Genomic DNA, 18,608 nt, shown 5'->3' with positions numbered 1-18,608 from the left:
ATTAGGGGATACGAGGGGAAAGCGATAATGCTTTCCCTTCAATTCACTAATAAGTTCATCTACTTTTTTGGCTGGTTAAGCATGTCGTCATAAGCATCCATTTCCCAAGGAAGTTCACCTGGACTGGTATCAAGGAAATGCAAGTAGCTTTCAAACTGGTCTAAGATATCCTTGGCGATACTCTCCTTATCATAGCCATAAATATCGTAGGCTTGACCGCCGCGTCGAAGGAACACTTCAGCACGAAAGTACTTTTCCGACTCGTCATCTTCCGAGCGCAGCTCTGCGTAGCTAAACCCTGGTACTAAATACTCGGTCATGCGAATGTCGTAGATAAAGTCCATATGATCGTGACGCTCAACAGTGAAGGTGGCTCTTCCCGTTTCCTCATCAAGTCTAACGAACGCCTCCCACTCTCGCGCTTTCAAAGCAGCCTGAACGTCTTTCATCCCTGCAATCACCGTTTTATCAATAAATTCATGCACCTCGTTTCGACTCGGGTAATCGACCATTGCGGCAAACCGGCCTTTAAGGCTAGTTGTCCGACCATGATTTCTATTCAGCGTATTTGCCGTCAAACTATTATTTCGATAGCCCTCGATGACAAGTGCACGCCACAGACCAGCTGCAGACGCTAGCATTATGAAAGCAAAAGGTAAGGCGCTTGCTATGGTCATCGTTTGCAGGGCATTCAGTCCACCTGCCAACAGCAACACTGCTGCAACGGTTCCTTCCAAACACGCCCAGAATATGCGCTGCCATACCGGACTTTCTTCTTTCCCCCCAGAAGCAAGCGAGTCGATAACCAGCGATCCTGAATCTGATGAGGTCACAAAAAACGTAATGATTAATAACACGGTCAAACCTGACATGATTGACGCGCCGGGCAACAAGTCGTAAAGCTTGAACAAAGCTACGGCTTCGTTTTCCTGTACATCACTAATAAGCGTTGTCATCCCTTGGTTCATAATGGCGTTTAACGCTGTGTCACCAAACACGGAAAACCAAAGGAAAGTAAACATGGTAGGCACTAGCATTACACCAAACACAAACTGTCTAATGGTCCTGCCTCGACTTATTTTGGCGATAAACATGCCTACAAACGGCGCCCAAGCGATGGTCCAGCCAAAAATAAACAGGGTCCAGTTCCCTATCCAGTCACTACGACTGTAAGCTTGAAGGTTAAAAGTGCGCTCGATAATACCGTTGACATAACTCCCTGTGTTTTGCAGAAAGGTCTCTAAAATATGAACGGTTTCCCCCATGACAAAAACTGTACCCATAAGAGATACAGCCAAAAGCATGTTCAGAATAGAAAGTCGCTTGATGCCTTTATCCATTCCCGCAATAACCGATATTGTTGCGGCTATCGTCACTATAGCGATAGTACCTACCTGTACCATGATGTCGATGGGGATATCACCGGACAGATAGTTAAGCCCCGCATTGATTTGCGTAACAGATAGTCCAAGGGTAGTGGCGATACCAAACAGTGTTCCTAGAATGGCAAATACATCTACTGCATGACCTATTGGGCCATAAATCTTATCTCCTATCAGCGGATACAAAGCAGAGCGAATAGATAGGGGCAAACCATGACGAAAAGCGAAATAGGCAAGCACCAAGCCCACTAACCCATAAATCGCCCATATGTGGAAACCCCAGTGAAAAAACGCGATTTGCATAGCTTGTTTCGCCGCATCAACAGTTTCAGCCGATCCTGCTGGCGGTGAAGAATAGTGTAAAACAGGCTCTGCCACGCCAAAATAGAGCAGCGCTACCCCGTAGCCCGCAGAAAATAACATTGAAAACCACTCAGGAAAGCTATATTGAGGCTCAGCATGATCGGGCCCCAATTTGATATTCCCCCAGCTAGATGATGCAATCGATACGATAAAGACCAAAAAGATCGCCACCGACAGCATATAGAACCAACCGAAGCTTTCGGTGATCCATGCCAGTGTACTGTTAAAAGCTTCGGCGGCGAGTTCGGGGTTACTGATTGTTCCGATAACCAGAAGCAGAATAATGGCAACGGCGGGGAGAAATACAGGAAGAAGAATGGTGGAGTTGTTTACTTGACCTTTCATAGCAAATCCCTTTTCACTTACAGGTAAACTAATAACCTGCGAAAGTTTAAACACTTTCTTTTGTTACTAGCGGAGAGCGGGTTTGGTTCAGGTTAGTCCAGATTTAACAAGGTGGTGTAGATCTCAGAACTTGTTTAAAGCGCTAACTGCAAAAAGTTAGCTAGAAAGAAAAAGGGTTCTACTTGGTTTTAATTTAGAAAACAACAAGCAGAACCCTTTTAAAGTGCTTTTTATGTCATCGGGCTTTTAGTGATGCCCACCACAACAGCCACCTTCATGCTCAGCCCAGTTTTTGAGTTTGGTGGTTTTACCTATGCCCGGGTTAAAGCTGTTGGTTGGGTCAAGTTCGCGATAGAAGTTCTTAAGAGCGTCTTTGGCGAAGTACTCATGACCCACGTTGTGCTCTGCAGGATACTCAGCACTTCTAGCATCAAAGGTTTCAAGGATTTTTCCTTTTAGCACTTTCGCGTCGGCGCCTTTCTTCAATACATAGTTTTGGTGCATTACGTGGCAAAACAAATGACCGTAATAGAGTTTGGTATCTATCTGGTCGTCTATTTCTTTAGGCAACACTTCAAACCAATCAGGGTCGTTACGGCGAAGCGCAACGTCTATGGTCATCATGGCACCCACTTCTTTGCTGTGCATTACGTGGTAACGACCTATTGCTCCACCGGCAACAAAACGATGTAAAATCGCTTTATCAGCTTCGTCTTCTGTACACTCAAAGTAGCTGCCGTCGTTGGTTTTAAAGAATTCATCAAGGTAAGCTCTGGCCTCATCTACCCCATCGTTACTCATTTCCAAAATCCAGTGATGCTGATATTTGTCCCTAAACGCTTCCATGCGCTTGGGTAAGTGATTAGGAAAAATATAGCTCATGTACTGCATGACGCGGTCTGACATCTTGTTGGGTAAAAAACCCAACTTGTCAGTAAATGCATCGAATTTGCGTTTAAACGCAAACAGTTTTGGAATGAACTTCGCCCCAAGCTTGCTGATAACGATAAACATATCTTTGCCGTATTTCTTCGACACGTCGTAGCAATCGCGGTGAAGGTACTCACCCGAGTCAGGCAAGTTCTCAAAGGTAGAAAGAATGTCGCGACGAACTTTGGTAAACACTGCAGCGTCGTTAGACCCCACATAAAATACCTGCTTTTTCTCAGGAATAGGAAACGTGTCTAGCCTCACTGCGAACACGGCAAGTTTACCCGCACAGCCTGAAGCCTCATGAAGTCGCCTGCCGTCATTGTTGAAACGCGATGGCGTGTTAGAGTCAACGTCTCGTACACGTTCGTCATATTCATTATCTGAGGCGCGAGCGTCGGGGTGCTGTACATCAGTTTCTTTATAACGCTTGTTTTCAAGATTATTTAAAATCTCTTCTGGTTCGCTACCTAGATTGATGCCAAGGTTGTTTACTAAAGATAACTTGCCGCTGGCATCAATTTGCGCAAAAAGAGCAAGCTCGGTATAGGCAGGGCCTCTCTTTACTAAAGCGCCACCGGAGTTATTGCAAATACCACCCACGATAGAAGCACCAATGCACGAAGAGCCAATAACCGAATGTGGCTCTCGACCGTAAGGCGCAAGCGTCTCTTCCAACCCAAACAAAGTGCTACCCGCTAAGCCAACAATTTGCTTTCCATTGTCCACCAGCTGAATCTCATCAATTCGCATGGTGCTTATGATAACAAGAGGCCTATCGTAATCTTTACCGTCTGGCGTAGAACCACCTGTCAATCCTGTATTTGCCGCCTGCATAATTACCGCAACATCGGCTTCAACACAAAGCTTCAACACGCGCCAAATTTCGACCAATGTCCCCGGTCTTACTACCGCGAGCGCCTCACCTGCGCCAAAGCGAAACCCTTTGGTATAAGGCTGCTTCTTCGCTTTATCAGTTAACAAATAGGCTTGCCCTACTACATCGCGCATAGATGCAATCAAAGACTGAGTGTCAACATTTACGGTCATGGTTCTCTCTGTGTGTTGAAGTTTTGGAAGGATTAGCTTGGTGATGAACTATACACTAACGTCATTTTTAACAAAGGGGGCAAACGTTTTTTATAGAGATAATTTACTTATATTTAATTCACCGATTACTTAAAAAACAGCTTTTTTTAAGCAAAATTAATATAAGTTTTTCACTGTTACATTTTGTTACGCTTTGGCGCCGCAAGTAAGACCACAGGAGTATTGTAAAGCTATTGTATAGTTCGTAAGGTTGATGTACACGAAAAGGAGCTTTCATGTCACACCAAGCGTTCGTTTTAACAAAAAGTAGTTTCTCGGAAAATACTAAAAAGGATGGGGCTTACGAACGATTCCTTAGTATTTTGCCTTCGTGTGGATTTAACGTTACGACTGGCGCTATCCACCCGCCTAGAAGCGTGCTCAACAACACTTATACCTTCTTCATTGATGCACAGTATTGTGACCCTGCCGCTATGTTCAGCTTGCCGGTCGTTAACGATTACCCTGAATTAAACAAGGTGATTTTCAACGTGCCAGAAAGTAACATCGACTTTCATTACGCGGCACTTCAACACGGTATCAATGGGGTGTTTCATATCGAAGATAGTTTAGAGTTGTTAGTTAGAGGTGTTCAGCAGGTTCAGGCAGGAAACAAATGGTTTAGTCGCGAAATTATGAGCCGTTATATTGATGCCAATCTAGTACCAAAAACTAAGCCCGTTGCTGCGCTTCAATCGTCAACGACTGTCTTAACCAAACGAGAATTGGCCATTACACGAAAAATTGCCGATGGCGCACAGAACCAAGAAATTGCAGATTGCTTGCATATCAGTGTGAATACGGTGAAAACACACGTATACAGCATATTCAGGAAAACAGAATGCAGAAATAGGGTTGAACTCATCAAATGGTTCGACCATCAGTTTAGCCAGCCCCAGCAGGTAAGCTACTAAACTGACGAGCAATGTAAGTTAAAACACTGTATGGCGCTTACGCTTTGGCGCGCCATACTCCTTTCTCCATTCCTTGTAATACTAATTCACTCACCGCTTTCTCTATGCTTTGTTTAACGCATTCAAACATGGGTTCGTTAGTGGTGTAACCCGTCTCTGCTTCAAGCAAGCGCTTTAAAGAAACGTATCTGAATAACCCCGCTCTAATCTCTTGGCTAAGCACCTTTTTAGATGTAGAAACTGATACCAATACTTGACCCGTTCTTACGTCAACCGCGCGCATATATATAGAAATTTGATCTTCTCTAAACAGCTCGCTCGCGCCGATACCAAAGTACTCAACGCCAGCCCCGCCAGTACGAATATTGGTGTCGTAGCTAATTATGCCGCCTTCTATAATAATTCTAGCAGTCGTGAGTGGCGGTAAATCGCCCCCGCTTTTTTCGTCGGCCCGGATAATTTTTCTTTCAGTAAGAATATTTTGTAGCCCTTCGCGCTCAACAGGCAAAAACCACGATGTTTCACTTAGGGTTTGTACAAGGATAGACGTAGCCCCTTGAGTCACTGCAGTTGAAAAAGAGCTCGCTCCCGTACTCGGTTTATATTGCCCAGTTTGATCTCTAAACGCATAAACGGAAACCGGAATTTGCCCCATGGGTGCCGGTAGGCTTTTGACTTCAGAAAGGGTGGCGCTATCTTTGATAATATCCGCAGCCGTAGTATCAGGCGGGATTGTATTTGTGATGGACTGGCAACCAGTTAGTGCCAGAGCCAATAATAAATAAACGGTACTTCTCATGTGTTTCCCTACCCAAACCGTGGAATTTCTACAATGGTGACTTCACCAGTCAATAAGTTAGTAATGTTGACGACTATGCTGTCAGGATTACTTGTTATAAGCTCAACCTGGAAGTCACCGCTAACAAAAATACTATCTTGGTTGAAAATACTGTCTATCGGATTGCCATCTTCGTCGTATTCTTGCTCGCCAAAAGCGATATCTGTAATTTCACGAACGATGCGATTTATATAGGCACGCTCTAGTGACTCTTGAAGACGCTCATCATAGGAGCGCTCGCTTAGAGAAGCACTATGCGCATTTTGTGAATTTGCTTTACTTAATAAAAATGAACCGTTGAGTGGGTTGCCACCAAAAGACGGGTTTATTGGCTCATAAACTAATTCAGTTGCCTGCGTTATTGCAGGCGCTACTGCCGTCGCCGCTGCAAGCGCTGCAATTACAATTTTTTTCTTCATTACCATTCGTCCCCTGCTAAATCTGGGCTTCTACTGTCTATACTCGCATTTGCTACTGCGTCTAATACCAACATGATTGCTTGCTGCACTTTCTCATCTATTGGAACTTGCCTACGCCCCATATAAGTTTGGTAAACCACTTTGTTGTCGTAGATTACTGATAGCAAGGTACCTGCTTGAGGCACTATGATTTCTTTGACTACCAGGTTTTTACCTGAGCTGTCGGGAACCTCCCGCCAATATTGACTAATTCGAGAAGCAAATTCGTGCCCTTGGCGGCTTATACTGTTATCGAGCAGTAACCCGCCTAAGCGAATTTCTTCCGCGTGAATCGGAGAAAAGAGCACACCTAAAACTAGTGTAAGAAAGGAGAATCGATACAGATACTTCATTTTATTGAACTGAGCCGGGCACTCGCCCGGCTATTCACTTTGTACGTTAGTACATTTACATCTGAACAACGGTAGCTACGTTGTAGTCACCAACCTGCGTAACACTTACCGTGCCGCCATTGCCAGTGATGCTACCTGTAACTAAGTTGTCGTTACCCATTTGCGTAACTTCAAAGGTATTCATATCGCCTGAAATAACAAACTGCCCACCCGTTTCGTCCGTTACCCAGTTTCCAACACCTTCTTGCATAACACTAACTATATTTTCGTCACCGTTAACCAGCAGGTCTAGTAAGTTAAGCTCACCTGTTTGGGAAACCATAATTTCGTTGTAGCTTGAAGTAACATTGCTAGCTAACTCAACTGATGCCGTATTTTCAATGCCCTCTTGCGACATTTCGATGATATTGCCATCTGCATAGTAAGTTGCATCACCAATACCGGCTTGCGCTAACGCCAAGTTAGCATCACCATCCTGTTCAATCTCAACCGTATTAAACAGGCCATCAAAGTTTACTGTGCTGATTTCGTTGCCATCACCTACCTGGGTTAAGTCGAACTCGTTTAATAAGCCAATCACGCCAGCGTAAGCCGTATTTCCTTCGCCCACTTGGTTAATTTCGAACGTATTAGATGCTCCGCCGACAGTTTCAACGGTAGCAAGGTTTACATCGCCAATTTGGTCAACATTGACTTCGTTACCCGAACCTTCAAACACGCCAGTGGCAATTTCATTGCCATCGCCGTCTTGTTCGAACTCAAGCACATTAGCATCGCCAACCATGGTCCAACCGATAACGTTCTGATCGCCATCTTGGTCAATTTCAACTTCATTGTCAGAACCAATTACAGTTAAATCTGAAATGTTGTAGTAACCATCTTGAATAACGTCAATTACGTTAGCATCGCCGCTTAGTTCGCGAACATAGGATTCGTGCCAGTCACCGCTTTGATCAACAAAGATTGTGTTGTCGTTACCAGAAATCGCGTTATTAGCCCAGTTTCCGCCGTCGCCTTGATATACTGATAGCGTATTGCCGCTACCCACTATGCTATTTATTGAGCGGTTGAAGATAAAGCCAATGGGGCCGCCGTCACCTAATTGAACAAGTGAAACCGTGTTGTCATCACCCTCAACTACGAAATCAGCCGTGCTGCTTAAGCTATCTTGCTCTGATTCCAAGAAGTTGCCGTTGCCAGTCACACTTGCAAAAAAGGTGTTACCCGATTGCATTTGCGATGCAAGCACTTCGTTAGCGTCACCAGTTACCTCTACAACGATAGCGTTAAGGTCGCCTTCTTGGCTTAATACTGATTCATTACCTACTTCGTTTCCCTCTGGTGCCGTTTGAGTTAGCGTAATTTCATTGCCTTCTGCCGCTGCTACAAAATCTGCTGTGGCGTTAAAATCGACAGTTTTAGTTGCAGGAACTTCTTGAGCTGACGCCCATCCTGACGCTGCGACTAAAAGCAATGCACTAGCTATTTTTGTTTTTTTCATTTTCACATTTGTCTCCCTATGGCAATCACATCATTCTTGATATTGTGTGATGTTAATTACCATTTCGTTCCCTATCTGATAAACAGTGAAAGACTGCTCACCTAATTGATTAACATTGGCAACATTGTCGAACCCGTCTTGAATAATTTCGAAATAGTTGTTGTTATTTTGCTGCAGCAAATTCACAACGTTGCCTTCACCAAGTTGAGTGATGATAGCTTCGTTATTACTGCCGTTTTGAACAACGTTCGATAGGTTGGCGCCGTTGCCGCTTTGGATAATGTTAGTTATGTTATTCAGCCCAAACTGACTGACAGCAATGAAGACCGTTTCATCGTCTATCGTAATAGCTTGAGCATTCAGACTCATTGAAAGAGAAGATTCCACCATGTCGGAGCTTGTTGATAAATCAGACTGTTGGGCATAGACAGAAGAGTTGACGGTTAGAAGACCACACACCGCTGAAGCTAAAAGCGAAGAGGCTTTTAATGCTCTTACGTTTTTGGCGCATTGGGATTTTTTAACCTTTAATTTCTTATCCATTAGAACGACTGCTTCCTTGATTAACAACAAAGGTGACCCTTCTATAAAACGCCTTAAAAGCGAGAGAATCCATCACCATTAAGTTGTATTTATTGCAATCGAAATAACATCATTATGCGCTTCATTAGCGTTCTTGCGGTTAAAGCTAATACCTTAGTACTAGTTTTGTTTAAAAATCACACCAAAAAAATTTATTGGTAAGACCTCTTGATGAAAATAGGAGACAGCGCCTCGTTTTGGGTACGCTGCCTAATAATTAAGTACCACATTACTCATTATTTATAGTAATGGCCTAGTGGTTAAGTTGTATTTTTGTACTATTTTTTGCGTTAAGGGTGGCAGGTTTTAAAATTTGCGTTATAAGTTTTAACCGTTAGTTATATCAGACCGAATGAGAAGGTTTCGTAATTAAAGCATTATTGCTAATTATGGAATCTAACTATGAAAACAACGCCTTTTAAAACAGGCCTTTCAGCACTGTCATTAGCCCTACTTCCGCTAATGGCTTCTAGCCACGCACATGCTGCGAAAGCCGAAATTTTCGATGACAGCGTTATTGTTGTATACAAAGAAAATGTGAGCAAAGCGGAAAAAATGCGCGCTCGTTCATCAGTGGGCGCAAGAATCAGCGACGCTAATCGCGATGAGGTTGATGATCGCTTCGCCAACCTTCTAAATGGCCGCATTGCCAAACTTCAACTTCGTGGAAAATCGGTTAAAGACGCCATTGAAACGTTAAAGAAAAACCCGGCGGTTAAAATTGCCGAGCCAAACTTTTTATATCGCAAAGCATTAATTCCTAACGACCCGTCTTACGGTGATTTGTGGGGCTTGGATAATACCGGGCAAGCAGGCGGCACAACTGATGTAGATATCGATGCACCAGAAGCATGGGATATTACAACAGGTGATAGCGATGTAGTGATAGGTGTTATCGATACCGGCGTTGACTACAACCATGAAGACCTTGCAGATAATGCATGGGTAAACCCAGGTGAAATCGCCGGCAACGGTATTGATGATGATGGCAACGGCTACATTGATGACGTTTACGGAATTGATACAGCAAACGGTGATACCGACCCTATGGACGATGATTCTCATGGTACGCACGTAGCTGGGACTATTGGCGCTGTGGGCGGAAACGGTATAGGTGTAGTTGGCGTAAACCACGATGTGTCTATCGCTGCCTGTAAATTCCTCGGTGCAGATGGAACGGGGTCAACCGCTGGCGCTATCGAATGTATTGATTACTTCACCGACCTGAAAGAAAACCGTGGCGTCAACGTAAAAGCTACGAACAACAGCTGGGGCGGTGGCGGCTACAGTGAAGCGCTAGAGACAGCTATTGAAGTGGCAGGCCAAGCTGGAATTTTGTTTGTTGCTGCAGCAGGTAACTCTGGTTCAGACAATGACAACGTCGACAACTATCCGTCTAACTATGTCACTACAACAAACAGTTTATTGGCAGTTGCAAGCCACACTAGAACTGACGGCGATAGCGGCTATTCATACGGTCTGGAAACGGTGGATATTGCAGCGCCAGGTACAGCTATTTTATCTACTATACCGGGCGACGGCTACGCCGCATACTCTGGTACATCAATGGCTACGCCACATGTTGCGGGTGCAGCGGCCCTTGTATGGTCGTTAAACCCAGAGCTTACGCCGTCAGAAATGAAAGAGCTGTTAATGACTACCGGTGAAACGAGTCTTTGGGCTGACGGTCGCACAGTTTCAGGCAACCGTCTTAATGTGCTAAATGCATTAGAAGAAGCCGACCCAACACCTGGCTTTAAACTAGGCATCACACCAGGCTCAGCGGAAATTGAGGCGGGTGAAGCTTATACTTTCACTATTGAAGTTGGTTCAATTGCTGGCTACGAAGAAGAAGTGCAGCTTTCTCTTGCCGAAGAAAGTGACATTGCTTATTTAAGTGCTAACACGGCAATGCCTGGCGACACCGTTACGCTAACAGTAGAAACCTCTGAAGATACCCCTTGGGGCGCTTATAGCTTTACTGTTAATGGTGTAAGTGGCGAAATTGAAAAGTCTAAATCCGCCAACCTTTACGTTTACCCGCAAGGGCTAAACGAATTCCCTTACGCATATTCAGGCGATGCTGTACCTACGTTACCGAATGAAGAAGATCCAGATGATGTAGGCGTTGACCTAGTGATAAACGTACCGGATGACTTAACGGTGTTTGGTATGCAAGCCTCGGTAGATATTACGCATACATATAGCGGTGACTTAGTGCTATCACTCACTTCTCCACAAGGAACAACTACCGTTCTGCGCCAAAACCAAGGTGGTGGTACAGATGATATCGTTGAAAGCTACAACACTGATGCCTTTAACGGCGAAGTGGCTACCGGCGATTGGACCTTAAACGTGCTTGATACCTTTAACGGAGATAACGGTACCGTTAACACATGGAGCCTAGTAGTTACCGGTATTGGTGAAGTAGGACCAACACCGCCAAACTCTGCATTTACTTATGACGCTTCAGGTCTATCAGTGAGCTTTACTAACAATAGTAATGACGTTAATGACGACATTGTTAGCTACAGCTGGGACTTCGGTGATGGTGCGACTTCAACAGAAGAGAACCCAACTCATGAGTACGCAAGTACAGGCGCCTATGATGTAACCCTTACGGTTACCGACTCTGAAGGCCAAACTGGCGTTTCAACAGAGACAGTGTCGGTTTCAGACAGTAATATTGTTGCAGAAATTGACCGCGCTATGCTTTCTCGCTTCGGCTCACTACGTGTAGACTTATCTTACAGCGGCTCAATGGCTGATACTGTAATGATTTATCGCAATGGTGAACTACTTGAAGAAGTAAGCAATACTGGTCGTTATCGCGATAGAAGCCGTGGCGTTCAGCCTGGCGAATATACCTATATGGTGTGTGATGAAACCTCTGCATGTTCAGCGCCAGTGACGGTAAACCTTTAATACCGCGTTTGGTATTGCTATTACACGCATAGTAGTTCTTAGCATTTAGCATGCTAAACACTAAAGCTTAAGTAACTGCCGGCCATGGATAGGCCGGCTTTTTTATGCACAAAATTGAATACACCACCAATCTAAGCCATCGGCTTATTCCCTATAAGCCAAATACAACGTAAACTTGATGCATTAAGAAATAGATTGATTTTTTCATGCACATACTCCTCATTGATGACCATGAAATTGTAAGGGACGGCATTAAGACTCTCATCGAGCAAGAGTATGGCTGGCACGTTGCTTACGCTGTAAGTTCATTAAGCGCACTCCCCGCCTTCGCATCTTTAGACGATATAGATGTGGCAGTTTTGGATATTTCCTTAGCCCAAGAAAATGGTTTTGACACGCTTATCAAAATTAAGAAAGAGGCGCCATTTGTTAAATGCTTGATGCTAAGCATGTACGATCACGTAGGTTATATTAGTAAAGCACTTGAACTTGGCGCTGATGGCTATGTTACAAAAAGTGCCGCTACGAAAGAGTTAATGGACGCGCTGGAGTCGCTAGAAAAAGATGAAAACTACCTCAGCTCAGATATCAGTAAAAAATTAGCGTTTGGCGATAAGCGTCTGACTTCCATTCTTACAGAAAGAGAAAAGGAAGTTTTTTTACTACTAGCGAAAGGTTTCCAACCTAAACAAATTGCCTATCACATAGATACTGCGCCAAAGACAGTCATGGTTCACAGAACTAATATTTACAAAAAACTGAATGTTACGTCTCAATTTGGCTTGCTTCGCATAGCATTAGAAACCGGATACTTAGATGTATCTGATGTCATTTATGATGACACCTTAGTCAAAGCGGATTAATGAATATTACACGGTATATCAACACTACCTATTTGATGATGGGTTTGATATATACCGGTCTATTTCATAGCGTATGGCTATTTAGCACCCAATTTGAAATTATATCAGGGACTGTGAGTTGGTATTTACCCGCTGGCGTTCGCTTGGCCGCCTTTTTGTTATTACCGTTAGCAAGCTGGCCCTTATTGCTTTTTTCAGAAAAGTTAATCCACTTCATTTTATTTCACCCAGGGGGCGTTCTTGATAACACCGCCTTTTTAAGCGGAAGTGTTGGCTGGTATTTAGTGCACTTATTCATATCGCCCGCGGTAGTTTGCGGATGTGTTTATGTCTTTAGACGCCGTTTTGCAGCACCTTATTTCGATAATGTCCGCAGTACCCTTGCCACCTTGGCATTCGGCATGCTGATAAGCGTAGCGCTAGGGACAGTGTTTCTAGGCAGACGGGCTATTGAATTACAAACTGACGTAGCGGCTTTTCTTTCTATTTTGTTCGATTTCTCTCTTGGTGACTTTGTAGGAATTATCGTCCTTTGCCCCCTTCTATTTGCGCTATACACTCGCCAGTATATTAATAAAAACGAATCAACACTGTTTATAACCGTAGGAACATGGTTACTTACTTTAGTTTTCAGTAGTTATCTTTACTCTCAAAATATTAATATCAGCTATCAAATTAAATACATTGCGGTATTTCCAGCCCTTTTCTTATCGTATCGCTATGCTGTGTTCGGTAGTGCGCTATCTTGTTTGTTTATTGGGATTACAGCGTTTGTGGTAGCCAGTCAGAGCGCTTTACCTCCCATAGAGCATCAATTTTATATTTTAGCGCTATGCGTAAGTTGCCTCATCCTAGGGTCTTCTATCAACCAGTCGAATAAATTGAATAAAAAACTGGCTCGAAACAACGAAGACCTTGAAATTGCAGTGCAAAACGCACAAGCCCTCGCGGCCAAGCTAGTAGCAGTACAAGAGGATGAAAGAAAGCGTTTATCTCGCGATCTGCACGACGATTTTGGCCACCGCATCGTTGATTTAAAACTCCAGTTATCACTAATTGACACAACCAAAGACCACGAGATATTAGTCGGCAAGATAGATGCTTTGTATCAGGCAATGAAAAAGAGCCTAGGCGGTTTACGCCCCTCTGGCATCGACACTCTTCCCATCGAGAGCGTTATTGAACGCTCCGACATCACAACTACGCTTAAGCGCGCAAAAATAGATTTTTCTTTCAATCTTAGCGGTACGCCTATTACTTTTAAGCCCGAGCAGAAAATACATATCTATCGCATAGTTCAGGAAGCGGTAACTAATAGCATCAAGTACGCTGATGCGAAGACACTTTCTATTGATATTTCCTATGAGTCGCAAAGTGCTACCTTCACTGTAGCAGATGATGGTGCGGGTATACCCGAAACCATTGAGGATTCAGTTAACGCTCAGCCCACCCTCGGCCTGCTTTCCATGAGAGAGCGCGCTAAGTTGATAGATGGAGCCCTCAATATAAGCCGCGATTACCCAATGGGGACTGTGGTACGCCTTTCTATTCCTATAAACAAAACCCAATAACGTTTTCTACCAATTTAACTCAAGCACAAATTGGACTTACCAATAAGCATAATAACACCTGCATTATTGTCATTTCATTCGTTCTTGTTGGCACTCTAACCACCCTCTTTCGAATTGCAACCAAAAGCAATAAAATTCAAGTATTTATATATGAGTAAAGTTTAACACCGCTATACATTTGAAGATGAATTTATAAAAGCATGACAAAAAACACACAAAACAGGTAGACCAATTAATTTTATTAACCTAAGATTGGTTATACACAATGTAATACAACACAAAGAGTTATTGTTATGACGAAGAAAGTAGCACTGGTAACTGGAGCAACAGGCGGCATCGGATTTGAAGTTGCTAAAAGACTTGGCCAAGACGGTTTCATTGTTGTTTTAAATGGCATTGAAGACGATAAGGGCGCAGAGCGTGTAAAAGAGCTTAGCGACTTAGGTATTGAAGCAGAATACTATGGCTTTGACGTTACAAGCGATGAAGCCGTTGATAAAAACGTAAAAGCGATTGGCGATAAATACGGCAAGATCGACGCCGTCATTAATAACGCCGGCGGCCTTGGCGGACGCAGCCCAATGGAAGAGATGACAACAGAGTTTTATCGCTTTGTTATGGCACTGAACCTTGATAGTGCGTTCTTCGTTTCTCGTGCAGCTATTCCTTATTTAAAGAAATCTGACAGCGGCTCTATCGTAAATTACACATCTAATGCTGGTTGGAACGCTGGTGGCCCTGGTGCAGGTATCTATGGTGTTTCAAAAGGTGCGGTACATACTTTGACCCGTGCACTTGCTAAAGAACTTGCACCAGCTGGTATTCGTGTAAATGCTGTTTCTCCTGGCACCATTGATACGCCTTTCCATGCGCAAATTAAAGCGACTAAGCCAGAAGTATTTGCTTCTTGGAAAGATAACATCATGCTTGGTCGCCTAGGACAGCCTGAAGAGGTCGCGTCTGTAGTGTCTTTCTTGGTAAGTGAAGATGCGTCATTTATTACTGCCGAAACCGTTCAAATTGGTGGCGGTCAGGCACTAGGGATTTAATCGTCACGATGTTTCCTGATAAACCACTTACAGAAGACAACCTGAAAACGCTTTCGAATACCCTGGTTAACGCACGCAAGCAAGCCACTGTATTAGAAACTTTTCCAGGTGATGTTCCGACAACTTTGGACGCGGCCTACCGCGTTCAAGACATGTCGCTTGAACAGTGGAACGACGAGATCACCGGCTGGAAAGTAGGCATGGTGATCCCCGAACTTCGCGATCAGATGGGCGCAGAGCGCTTAATGGGCCCAATTTTTAAAAAGGTTACCCATTTCATTGGTCGTTCCCACGCAGACGATGAATTCGTTGAGCTAGAAGTCTACGCAGGCGGTATGGTTGCTGTTGAAGCCGAACTGGTATTTGAACTGGGAGAAGATATTACGCCCGGTTCAATTGATACCAAGGGACCATTGAAACACCTAATCAAAGCTGTATATGCAGGCGTAGAAATAGCGAGTAGCCCTGTTATTGATTTAAATAGCTATGGCCCCACTGCCATCATCAGTGACTTTGGTGTAAACCAAGGTATGGTAATTGGCGCCCCTATCGCGTCGTGGGATACGGTGATTGAAAACATGCAGACATCTGTGTTCATTGATAAAGATCACATCAATACTGCACCATCAAACAACGTATTACGTGGGCCTATGGCGGCTGTAGCTTATTTAATTGACCAAGCTGCAGCGCGGAATATTACTCTTCCAAAAGGCTGTATGATCTGCTCAGGCGCTATTACTGGCGTACATGACACTGTGGCTGGTGCCACATCTACAGTCACTTTCGAGGGTGTTGGGAATATCAACATGAAGCTGATCCCTGTATCAGCTTGAACCGACCTGCTAAAGCGGTAGTTTACTACGGTCAATTACCGCTTTTCTCTTTACTTTTTATGCTACATTGATGTTGATTTAACTACTATTTTGATCATTGTATGCAAAACACTTTCTTTGAACGTCAAGCCCAGTTGATTAAGCGCAGCTTAACCATAGCTACTTTTATAGCCGCTTTCTCTATCTTAAATGGCTGTGTCAGCACCCAAAATGAAAACCCTTATACTTATTCCCCTTCTTCCTCACCTTATCAAGACGTGGTTAACGCGCAGCAACGAGCTGTGGAGGAAAGCAAGTTGCTTCTGGTTGTCCTGGGAGCACAGTGGTGCCACGACAGTACAGGCTTAGCTGAGCGCTTCGCAACAAAAGAAATGGATCTTATTCTACGCGCCCATTATGAAACTGTATTTGTTGACGTAGGAACGCTTGAAGACAGAAGAAATATTACCGAGCGATTCAACTATCCGATTTACTACGCAACGCCAACTGTGATGGTAGTTGAGCCTAAAACCAGTGCTTTGCTGAACAGAACGACGATGGATATTTGGGGGCGGGCCGATAGCATCCCCTTATCAGAGTACATAACGTACTTTTCCCGTTTTCCTGCTATGACAGATGCGCAGAAAGCCCCATTCATTAATTGGAAAGCTACGGGTGAAGAAGCTGCCTATAACAAAGAACAGGCAATTAGGCTTCAAAGCGCGTATGACAAGCTTGGGCCGCTGCTTACACAAGATTTACAAGGTGATACTCCAGAAGGGCTTAACCAGCTATGGAAAGAAACCAAAGGCTTTCGTACTGAGCTACAACAAACACTCATTAAACGTGCTGAGCTCACGCTAGACGCTGCGAATAGCAACGGAGTAAACACCACGCCAGCGCTGCGCCATTACAACCCGTTTTCATGGGAGCATAACTAAAGCATTAGTTTTTAGTTTCTAAGGAACATCAAAAAAGGGCCTTTTATACAAAAGGCCCTTTATCAATTAACCATAGCTTTATTGATAAAATATAACTATTTACGCTTTTGCGCTGTTGGAAGTCCTATTACTAGTCGAACTGTTGGACGGGCTGTTTCTGCGCTTAGCAGGTCGTCTAGCAGCATTACCTTCGCTTCCTGAGTGTCTTTGACCTGCAGGTTTACCGCCGCCACTGTTACGAGTATTTGGCTTGCCCCCGTGAGAGCTACCATTTCCACTACGGTTGCCCTGTCGTTGTCCCGCTTTCTTATTACCGCCAGTTGACTTCCCCGCACCGCTCTCACCTTGTGATGCTTTAGGTTTTTTCGGTTTTTTGGGCTTTTTCGGCTTAGAAAGCGTGGTAACAGGTACTTCTTGCTGAGGCTCAAAACCTTCAAGGGTTTTGCGAGGGAGCAGCTTTTGAATGAGTGTTTCGATATCTTTTAGGTTCTGTAACTCTTCGGCAGAAGCAAACGACCAAGCTTGTCCACTCGCTCCAGCGCGCCCAGTACGACCGATTCTGTGAACGTAGTCAGCCGCTGTGTTCGGCAAATCCAGGTTAACCACTATCGGCAGTTCGCTGATATCTATACCGCGTGCAGCGATATCGGTAGCCACCAGAACTTTAATCTCGCCACTTTTAAAATCAGCAAGGGCTTTAGTTCTTGCCCCCTGACTTTTGTTTCCGTGAATGGCTGCACTTGGAATTTTCGAGCGAGTCAGCTTTTCCGCAATTCGGTTAGCGCCATGCTTGGTACGGCTGAAAACCAATACTTGCTGCCACTTTTGCTGTTTAATCAAACAAATCAGCGCAGTCGTCTTTTTAGACTTATCAATGGTCACCAAGTGCTGCTCGACAGCGTCCACCGTTGTATTGGCAGGGGCGGTAGAAATACTTACAGGATCACGAGTTATCGTTTTCGCCAGCGCTGTAATTTCATCAGAAAATGTGGCTGAGAAAAGTAGGCTCTGACGCTCCTGTGGCAATAGCTTCAATACCTTTTTGATGTCGTGAATAAAGCCCATATCAAGCATTCTATCGGCTTCATCTAATACCAATACCTCAAGCTGTGAAAACTTCACGGCGTTTTGCTGATACAAATCGAGTAATCGTCCAGGGGTCGCAATTAGTACGTCCACGCCCTTACGAAGCTTCATCATTTGAGGGTTTATGCCCACACCACCGAATACCACAGCGGTCTTTAATGGTAAAAACTCACTAAATGCTCGAATGCTTTCTTCCACCTGAGCAGCAAGCTCGCGAGTTGGTGTTAAGATAAGCGCGCGAACATTATTGCCAGATACTGGCTTGCCAGACATCAGTCTTTGTAAAATAGGAAGTCCAAATCCCGCGGTTTTCCCTGTTCCCGTTTGCGCAGCCGCCAGCACATCCTTTCCTTGCAATACTTCTGGTATTGCCTTTTCCTGGATCGGTGATGGCGTACTAAACCCTCGTTTTTCAATAGCTTTTAACAAGGGTTCAGCGAGCCCTAATTGGGTAAATGACATTAATAAACTCCTGTCATAGGTATTTATAAAAAGTTGCATACCGCAAAGGTATAAGCGTTAGTGCTTTATTGCTAACCGTGGGGGGTTATAGATTACTGGGAAAACCTAAAGAGACACGCCATTGCCAACTTGGCTTATTGGTGT

The 18,608-nt window shown here is 44.2% G+C and carries 15 protein-coding genes; 7 read left to right on the top strand and 8 right to left on the bottom strand.

Annotated elements, in window-relative coordinates; all coding sequences use genetic code 11:
* Positions 1-59 precede the first annotated feature (59 nt).
* Complete coding sequence (locus ACXAGK_RS04975; protein ID WP_474854556.1) at positions 60-2,090, bottom strand: BCCT family transporter; 2,031 nt, start codon at positions 2,088-2,090, stop codon at positions 60-62.
* Between the two features lie 246 nt (positions 2,091-2,336).
* On the bottom strand, positions 2,337-4,070 hold the full coding sequence (gene dld, locus ACXAGK_RS04970) for a D-lactate dehydrogenase (protein ID WP_474854554.1): 1,734 nt from the start codon (positions 4,068-4,070) through the stop codon (positions 2,337-2,339).
* Positions 4,071-4,345: 275 nt separating this feature from the next.
* Here dld and ACXAGK_RS04965 point away from each other — a divergent pair, with 275 nt between their 5' ends.
* Positions 4,346-5,023: a helix-turn-helix transcriptional regulator gene (locus ACXAGK_RS04965; protein WP_474804939.1), complete on the top strand. Its 678-nt coding sequence runs from the start codon at positions 4,346-4,348 to the stop codon at positions 5,021-5,023.
* A 37-nt stretch (positions 5,024-5,060) separates the two neighbouring features.
* On the opposite strand, the gene ACXAGK_RS04960 is transcribed toward ACXAGK_RS04965, so the two are convergent.
* The 5 genes from ACXAGK_RS04960 to ACXAGK_RS04940 form a co-directional block, all read right to left on the bottom strand.
* Positions 5,061-5,822: a CsgG/HfaB family protein gene (locus tag ACXAGK_RS04960; RefSeq protein ID WP_474804937.1), complete on the bottom strand. Its 762-nt coding sequence runs from the start codon at positions 5,820-5,822 to the stop codon at positions 5,061-5,063.
* Positions 5,823-5,830: 8 nt separating this feature from the next.
* Positions 5,831-6,280 (bottom strand): curli assembly protein CsgF, encoded by a 450-nt coding sequence (locus ACXAGK_RS04955; RefSeq protein ID WP_474854551.1) that lies wholly within the window; start codon positions 6,278-6,280, stop codon positions 5,831-5,833.
* On the bottom strand, positions 6,280-6,627 hold the full coding sequence (locus tag ACXAGK_RS04950; protein ID WP_474804935.1) for a CsgE family curli-type amyloid fiber assembly protein: 348 nt from the start codon (positions 6,625-6,627) through the stop codon (positions 6,280-6,282). The genes ACXAGK_RS04955 and ACXAGK_RS04950 overlap by 1 nt, the downstream gene beginning before the upstream one ends.
* 100 nt (positions 6,628-6,727) lie before the next feature.
* A complete protein-coding gene (locus ACXAGK_RS04945; protein ID WP_474854549.1) occupies positions 6,728-8,173 on the bottom strand; it encodes a curlin in 1,446 nt (481 codons plus the stop codon).
* 30 nt (positions 8,174-8,203) lie between these two features.
* On the bottom strand, positions 8,204-8,716 hold the full coding sequence (locus tag ACXAGK_RS04940; RefSeq protein ID WP_474854547.1) for a curlin subunit CsgB: 513 nt from the start codon (positions 8,714-8,716) through the stop codon (positions 8,204-8,206).
* Positions 8,717-9,157: 441 nt separating this feature from the next.
* On the opposite strand from ACXAGK_RS04940, the gene ACXAGK_RS04935 reads away from it, so the two are divergent.
* The 6 genes from ACXAGK_RS04935 to ACXAGK_RS04910 all read left to right on the top strand — a co-directional run bounded on the left by ACXAGK_RS04935 (position 9,158) and on the right by ACXAGK_RS04910 (position 16,916).
* Positions 9,158-11,680 (top strand): S8 family serine peptidase, encoded by a 2,523-nt coding sequence (locus tag ACXAGK_RS04935; RefSeq protein ID WP_474854545.1) that lies wholly within the window; start codon positions 9,158-9,160, stop codon positions 11,678-11,680.
* A 206-nt stretch (positions 11,681-11,886) separates the two neighbouring features.
* Entirely contained in the window at positions 11,887-12,543 is a 657-nt protein-coding gene (locus tag ACXAGK_RS04930) for a response regulator (RefSeq protein ID WP_474804927.1), read from the top strand.
* Positions 12,543-14,114 carry a sensor histidine kinase gene (locus ACXAGK_RS04925; RefSeq protein WP_474854543.1) on the top strand — a complete coding sequence of 524 codons (1,572 nt, stop codon included), beginning with the start codon at positions 12,543-12,545 and terminating at the stop codon, positions 14,112-14,114. The genes ACXAGK_RS04930 and ACXAGK_RS04925 overlap by 1 nt, the downstream gene beginning before the upstream one ends.
* A gap of 293 nt (positions 14,115-14,407) precedes the next feature.
* Entirely contained in the window at positions 14,408-15,163 is a 756-nt protein-coding gene (locus ACXAGK_RS04920) for an SDR family NAD(P)-dependent oxidoreductase (protein WP_474804923.1), read from the top strand.
* Positions 15,164-15,171: 8 nt separating this feature from the next.
* Positions 15,172-15,996 (top strand): 2-keto-4-pentenoate hydratase, encoded by an 825-nt coding sequence (locus ACXAGK_RS04915; protein WP_474854541.1) that lies wholly within the window; start codon positions 15,172-15,174, stop codon positions 15,994-15,996.
* A gap of 101 nt (positions 15,997-16,097) precedes the next feature.
* Positions 16,098-16,916 carry a thioredoxin family protein gene (locus ACXAGK_RS04910; RefSeq protein WP_474854539.1) on the top strand — a complete coding sequence of 273 codons (819 nt, stop codon included), beginning with the start codon at positions 16,098-16,100 and terminating at the stop codon, positions 16,914-16,916.
* A 99-nt stretch (positions 16,917-17,015) separates the two neighbouring features.
* Here ACXAGK_RS04910 and ACXAGK_RS04905 read toward each other — a convergent pair whose 3' ends face one another.
* Positions 17,016-18,464, bottom strand: a complete 1,449-nt coding sequence (locus tag ACXAGK_RS04905) for a DEAD/DEAH box helicase (RefSeq protein ID WP_474854538.1) — start codon at positions 18,462-18,464, stop codon at positions 17,016-17,018.
* Positions 18,465-18,608 lie beyond the last annotated feature (144 nt).

This window comes from Alteromonas sp. ABM1_013, assembly GCF_056160505.1.
The sequence above is the reverse complement of the archived record's forward strand: the minus strand, read 5'-3'. Positions and strand labels throughout refer to the sequence as shown.